Source organism: Streptomyces sp. FH025, assembly GCF_017427025.1.
Taxonomy (GTDB): Bacteria; Actinomycetota; Actinomycetes; order Streptomycetales; family Streptomycetaceae; genus Kitasatospora.
In genome coordinates this window covers 1-5,354 of record NZ_JAFLNG010000545.1, presented here as the reverse complement: position 1 = coordinate 5,354, position 5,354 = coordinate 1, and the positions used below count along the sequence as shown (strand labels likewise).

Here is a 5,354-nt window from a genome sequence, read left to right as displayed (position 1 = left end):
ACATCTCATAATAGGGGAGTGGACCGCAGGCCCCCGGGACATGGATCGATCCAACCCATCGTTCCGGTGATCCTGGAGGACCACGTTGCGCAAGAGGCTGATCGTCTCTGCTGCCAGTGCCCTGAGCCTGTTCCTGGCCGTCCCGGCCTCGGCTACCGACTTCCGACCCGGCGCCGCCGGGGTCGGCGACCCGTACTACCCGACCTACGGCAACGGCGGGTACCGCGTCTCGCACTACGACATCCGACTGAAATACCAGCCCGCCACCGACGAACTGGAGGGCACCACCACCATCCTCGCCACGGCGACCCAGGACCTCTCCCGGTTCAACCTCGACTTCGCGCTGAACGTCTCCGAGGTGCGGGTCAACGGACGGCCCGCGACCTTCGCCACCAGCGGGGAGCAGGAGCTGGAGATCACCCCCGCCCGGCCGCTGGCCAAGGGCAGCCAGGCCACCGTGGTCGTCCGCTACAAGGGCGTGCCGTCGACCGTGAAGAAGTACGGCTTCACCGCCTGGCTGCGCACTCCGGACGGCGCGGTGGCGGCCGGCGAGCCCGAGTCGGCCTGGTGGTGGTTCCCGAGCAACGACCACCCGAGCGACAAGGCCACCTTCGACGTCTCGGTGCTGGTGCCGGACGGCAACCAGGTGATCAGCAACGGCATCCTGGCCGGTACCACCTCGCAGGCGGGCTGGACCCGCTTCAGCTGGCGCGAGAACAAGCCCCAGGCGACCTATCTGGCCACGCTCGCGGTCGGCAAGTTCGACATCAGCACCGACACCACGCCGAGCGGGCTGCCGGTCTACAACGCGTACAGCAAGGACCTCGGCGACAACGCGGACGCGGCCCGGGCCAGCGTCGAGCGCACCGGCGAGCTGGTGGACTGGCTGAGCGGCTACTTCGGCGAGTACCCGTTCAGCTCGGCCGGCGGCTACGTCCCCAACGTCCCGACCGGCTTCGCCCTGGAGACCCAGACCAGGGTCTTCTACAGCCCCCGGCAGTTCGCCAAGGGCTCCAACACCTCGGTGGTCGTGCACGAGCTGGCCCACCAGTGGTACGGCGACAGCGTCTCGCTCTCGCGCTGGAGCGACATCTGGCTGAACGAGGGCTTCGCCCGGTACGCGCAGTTCCTCTGGTCCGAGCACGAGGACGAGGGCACCGCGCAGGAGCTGGCCGACTACGTCTACGCCTCGCACCCGGCCGACGACCCGTTCTGGACCGTCAAGCCGGGCGACCCGGGTGCGCAGAACCAGTTCGCGAACGCCGTGTACGACCGGGGTGCGGTGGCCATCCAGGCGTTGCGCAACGCCGTCGGGGACGAGAAGTTCTTCCGGATCCTGAAGGGTTGGCCCACCGAGCGCCGCTACGGCAACGCGACCATCCCGGAGTTCCAGGCGTACGCGGAGAAGGTCTCCGGGCAGAAGCTCGGCGACGTCTTCACCACCTGGCTGTTCACTCCGAGCAAGCCGGCCGTCGGACCGGTGCCGCAGGGCGCCGCGGCCCCGGCTTCGCTGGCGCCCGGCGCGTCGGCGGCCACGCCGGTGGAGCCGAAGTCCTGGAAGAAGATCCAGGAGACCAACTCGGTGCACAGCGACCGCAACTGACGGCGTACCGGCTCGACTAGGTGAAGCGGTGTGACGGCTTCGCGGCACCGCTGCGAAGCCGTCACTTCGGCGCGTTTCCTTCACGAAAATCTCATGAGAGGGGAGTGGGTGAGGGGCCTCCGGGACAAGGATCGATTCAACCCAGTCATTCCGGTGATCCTGGAGGACCACGTGCGCAAGAGACTGATCGCCTCTGCTGCCAGCGCCCTGAGCCTGTTCCTGGCCGTCCCCGCCTCGGCCGCTGACTTCCAGCCCGGCGCGGACGGCGTCGGGGATCCGTACTACCCGACCCTCGGCAACGGCGGGTACCGCGTCTCGCACTACGACATCCGGCTGAAGTACCAGCCCGCCACCGACGAACTGGAGGGCACCACGACCATCCTCGCCACGGCGACCCAGGACCTCTCCCGGTTCAACCTGGACTTCGTGCTGAACGTCTCCGAGGTGCGGGTCAACGGGCGGCCCGCGACCTTCGCCACCAGTGGCGACCAGGAGCTGGAGATCACTCCCGCCCGGCCGCTGGCCAAGGGCAGCCAGGCCACCGTGGTCGTGCGGTACAAGGACGTGCCGTCCACCGTGAAGAAGTACGGCGGCTACACCGCCTGGCGTCGCACACCGGACGGCGCGGTGGCGTCCGGCGAGCCCGTGTCGGCGGGGTGGTGGTTCCCGAGCAACGACCACCCGAGCGACAAGGCCACCTTCGACGTCTCGGTGCTGGTGCCGGACGGCAACCAGGTGATCAGCAACGGCGTGCTGGCCGGTACCTCCTCGCAGGCGGGCTGGACCCGCTACAGCTGGCGCGAGAACAAGCCCCAGGCGACGTACCTGGCGACCCTCGCGATCGGCAAGTTCGACATCAGCACGGACACCACGCCGAGCGGGCTGCCGGTCTACAACGCGTACAGCAAGGACCTCGGCGACAACGCGGACGCGGCCCGGGCCAGCGTCGAACGCACCGGCGAGCTGGTCGACTGGCTGAGCGGCTACTTCGGCGAGTACCCCTTCAGTTCGGTCGGCGGATACGTGGCCAACACCCAGTCCAGTGGCGCCCTGGAGACGCAGACCCGGGTCGCCTACGGCCCCGGGCTGTTCGCCAGGGGCTCCAACACCCAGGTGGTCGTGCACGAGCTGGCCCACCAGTGGTACGGCGACAGCGTCTCGCTCTCCCGCTGGAGCGACATCTGGCTGAACGAGGGCTTCGCCGAGTACGCGCAGTTCCTCTGGTCCGAGCACGAGAACGAGGGCACCGCGCAGGAACTGGCCGACTACATCTACGCCTCCCGCCCGGCCGACGACCCGTTCTGGACCGTCAAGCCGGGCGACCCGGGCGAGGAGAACCAGTTCTCCGCCGCGGTGTACTACCGCGGCGCGGTGGCCATCCAGGCGCTGCGCAACGCCGTCGGGGACGAGAAGTTCTTCCGGATCCTCAAGGGCTGGCCCACCGAGCGCCGCTACGGCAACGCGACCATCCCGGAGTTCCAGGCGTACGCGGAGAAGGTCTCCGGGCAGAAGCTCGGGGACCTCTTCACCACCTGGCTGTTCACCCCGAGCAAGCCGGCCGTCGGACCGGTGCCGCAGGGCACTGCGGCCTCGGCTTCGCTGGCGCCCGGCGCGGATCAGTTCGAGGGGCGGTTGCCGGCCGAGCCGAAGTCCTGGAAGAAGATCCAGGAGACCAGCTCGGTGCACGAAGCCCGTAACTGACGGCATGTGGGATCGGGCCGGCGGTTCCGCGCGTACGGCGGGGACCGTCGGCCCGGCCTGGCACGGACAGGCTAGGCCGCTCCGGGGCCGTCCGCCGCCAGCAGCTCGGTGAGGCGGCGGACGGCGAAGGGTATGAGGTCGCGGACCGGGACCAGCCGGCAGGGCGCGCCGCCGACCGGCACCTCGCGGATGCCCGCTCGCTCCTCGAACTCCCGCCCCACGACCGGGAAGTGGGTGTCATTGTCGTCGCCCACGTCCGGCGCCTCGATCCAGACCCGCTCGCCCTCGATCGCCATCGGGAAACGGCGGAGCTTGAGCCGGCGGTTGGGCGCGAAGGTCTCGGCGTAGTGCAGGAAGGTGTTGCGGTTGTGCCCGACGCCGATCAGCAGCACGTGCCCGCCGAGGTCGTGCAGTGCGCCGAAGGGCGACTCGCGGCCGACGGCGAAACCGAGCGAGCGGCGGGCGGTGACCTCCCGGGCGTGCGCTCCGACGGCGGCGACCGAGACCTGCGGGTGGGTACTGCGGAGGCTCTCCGGCAGGGCGCGCAGAGCCTCGGCCACCGCGCCCGTGTGGGAGGGCAGCCCGGAGTGGAACAGCGGGACGGCGGCGCGGAGTTCGGCGACCTCGGGGGTGGGCGGCCCGGGGTGCGCCGGTGCCGGGTCGCGGACCGTGTCGGTGGTGAAGGTGGGCACCGCGACGGTGCCGCCCGGACCGACCGCCTCGCGCAGGCTGGCCACCACCGCCGCCGCGCCGCCCTCGACCCGGCCGAGGCTGGAGAGCGAGGAGTGCACCATCAGCGCCATGCCCTCGCGGACCCCCACCCGTCGCCAGCCCTCGACGAGCTCGGCGGTGGTGAGCGGTGTGGTCATGGTGCCCCCTGGTGACGGTGCCGTTGTACGCACCGGTGGTGATTCGTACGGGTGTGGTGCGTTCGTTCGGGCCCGACCATAGCGGGTGGCCCTGACAATCGGTCAGGAGGGGGGTACCCTCCGTCAGCTCATCACCGTCGGCCAGCGGTTCGGGGGCGGCTCACCCGGCGTCCGCCTCGGCCAGCAGCCGGGCCTCCTGCTCGGGGGTGAAGCCGTGCCCGAGAGGCGGTTCGCCGCGTCCGCGGTCCCAGGCGAGCACGTCGGCGGCGGTGACCGCGAGCGGGGTCGCGGGGAGTCCGGCGGCCCGGGCCCGGGCGGGGTCGCGCTGCTGGCCGGGCCAGAGCGGCTCGTCCCGGACGAGCGGGAAGAACGGCTGCGGGGCGCTCTCCGGCGGGACCGGGACGATCTCCACCTCGGTGCCCGCGACCTCGGCGCAGGTGGTGATCAGGCCGCCCAGGGTGGTCGGCTCGGCGGGGCCGACGGCGTGGAAGGCGCCCGGCCGGTCGTCCTGCAGCAGTCGGACCACCAGCCGGGCGAGGTCCCGCGAGTCCACCACCTGGACGGGTTGCTCCGGGCGCCCGGGCAGCGCGATCCGCCCGCCGCGCGCCGCCCGGCGCACCCAGTAGGTGAGCCCGCGGTCCTCGTCGTACGGGCCGGCCACCTTGCCGGGGCGGACGATCGTCGCCCGCTCGCCGTAGCGGGCGGTGACGTCGGCCTCGCAGGCGACCTTGAGCCGGCCGTAGGTCTCCTCGGTCAGCTCCTCGGCCTCGCGCAGCGGCTCGCGGAGCGGGACGGACTCGTCCGAGCCGGGGGCGAGTCCGGCCCGCCGGTACACCGCGTGGCTGGAGACGAACAGGTAGCGGCCGACCCGGTCGCCGAGGGTGTCCATGGCCAGGCCGACCTGGTGGGGGTGGTAGCCGGTGACGTCCACCACGGCGTCCCAGTGGCCCTCGCGCAGGGCGGTGAGGTCACCGGTGTCGCGGTCACCGACGAGCCGGCGGGCGGTGGGGAAGAGGCCGGGGTTGGTCCGGCCGCGGTTGAACAGGGTGACGTCGGCACCGCTGCGCAGGGCGTCGTCGGCGATGGCGCGGCCGACGAAGGAGGTGCCTCCGAGGATCAGGATTCGCATGCGTTCCAGGCTATGAGCCGGTGTCAGCCGACGGGTGCGAGTTTCGGGTAGT

Annotated in this window: 4 protein-coding genes; 2 read left to right on the top strand and 2 right to left on the bottom strand. The window is 71.4% G+C overall.

Annotated elements, in window-relative coordinates; translation table 11 throughout:
- Positions 1-85: 85 nt before the first annotated feature.
- Both J0670_RS28990 and J0670_RS28985 read left to right on the top strand, forming a co-directional pair.
- Positions 86-1,603, top strand: a complete 1,518-nt coding sequence (locus J0670_RS28990; RefSeq protein WP_207814654.1) for a M1 family metallopeptidase — start codon at positions 86-88, stop codon at positions 1,601-1,603.
- Positions 1,604-1,774: 171 nt separating this feature from the next.
- On the top strand, positions 1,775-3,304 hold the full coding sequence (locus J0670_RS28985) for a M1 family metallopeptidase (protein WP_207814653.1): 1,530 nt from the start codon (positions 1,775-1,777) through the stop codon (positions 3,302-3,304).
- 71 nt (positions 3,305-3,375) lie between these two features.
- Here the strand turns inward: J0670_RS28985 and J0670_RS28980 are convergent, their stop codons facing one another.
- Both J0670_RS28980 and J0670_RS28975 read right to left on the bottom strand, forming a co-directional pair.
- On the bottom strand, positions 3,376-4,173 hold the full coding sequence (locus J0670_RS28980) for an aminoglycoside N(3)-acetyltransferase (RefSeq protein WP_207814652.1): 798 nt from the start codon (positions 4,171-4,173) through the stop codon (positions 3,376-3,378).
- A gap of 160 nt (positions 4,174-4,333) precedes the next feature.
- Entirely contained in the window at positions 4,334-5,302 is a 969-nt protein-coding gene (locus J0670_RS28975) for an NAD-dependent epimerase/dehydratase family protein (protein WP_207814651.1), read from the bottom strand.
- Between the last annotated feature and the right edge of the window lie 52 nt (positions 5,303-5,354).

Excerpts from the sequence above, each read along its gene's own strand:
- J0670_RS28975 (WP_207814651.1), bottom strand. The coding sequence starts at position 5,302 with ATGCGAATCCTGATCCTCGGAGGCACCTCCTTCGTCGGCCGCGCCATC.
- J0670_RS28980 (WP_207814652.1), bottom strand. The coding sequence starts at position 4,173 with ATGACCACACCGCTCACCACCGCCGAGCTCGTCGAGGGCTGGCGACGG.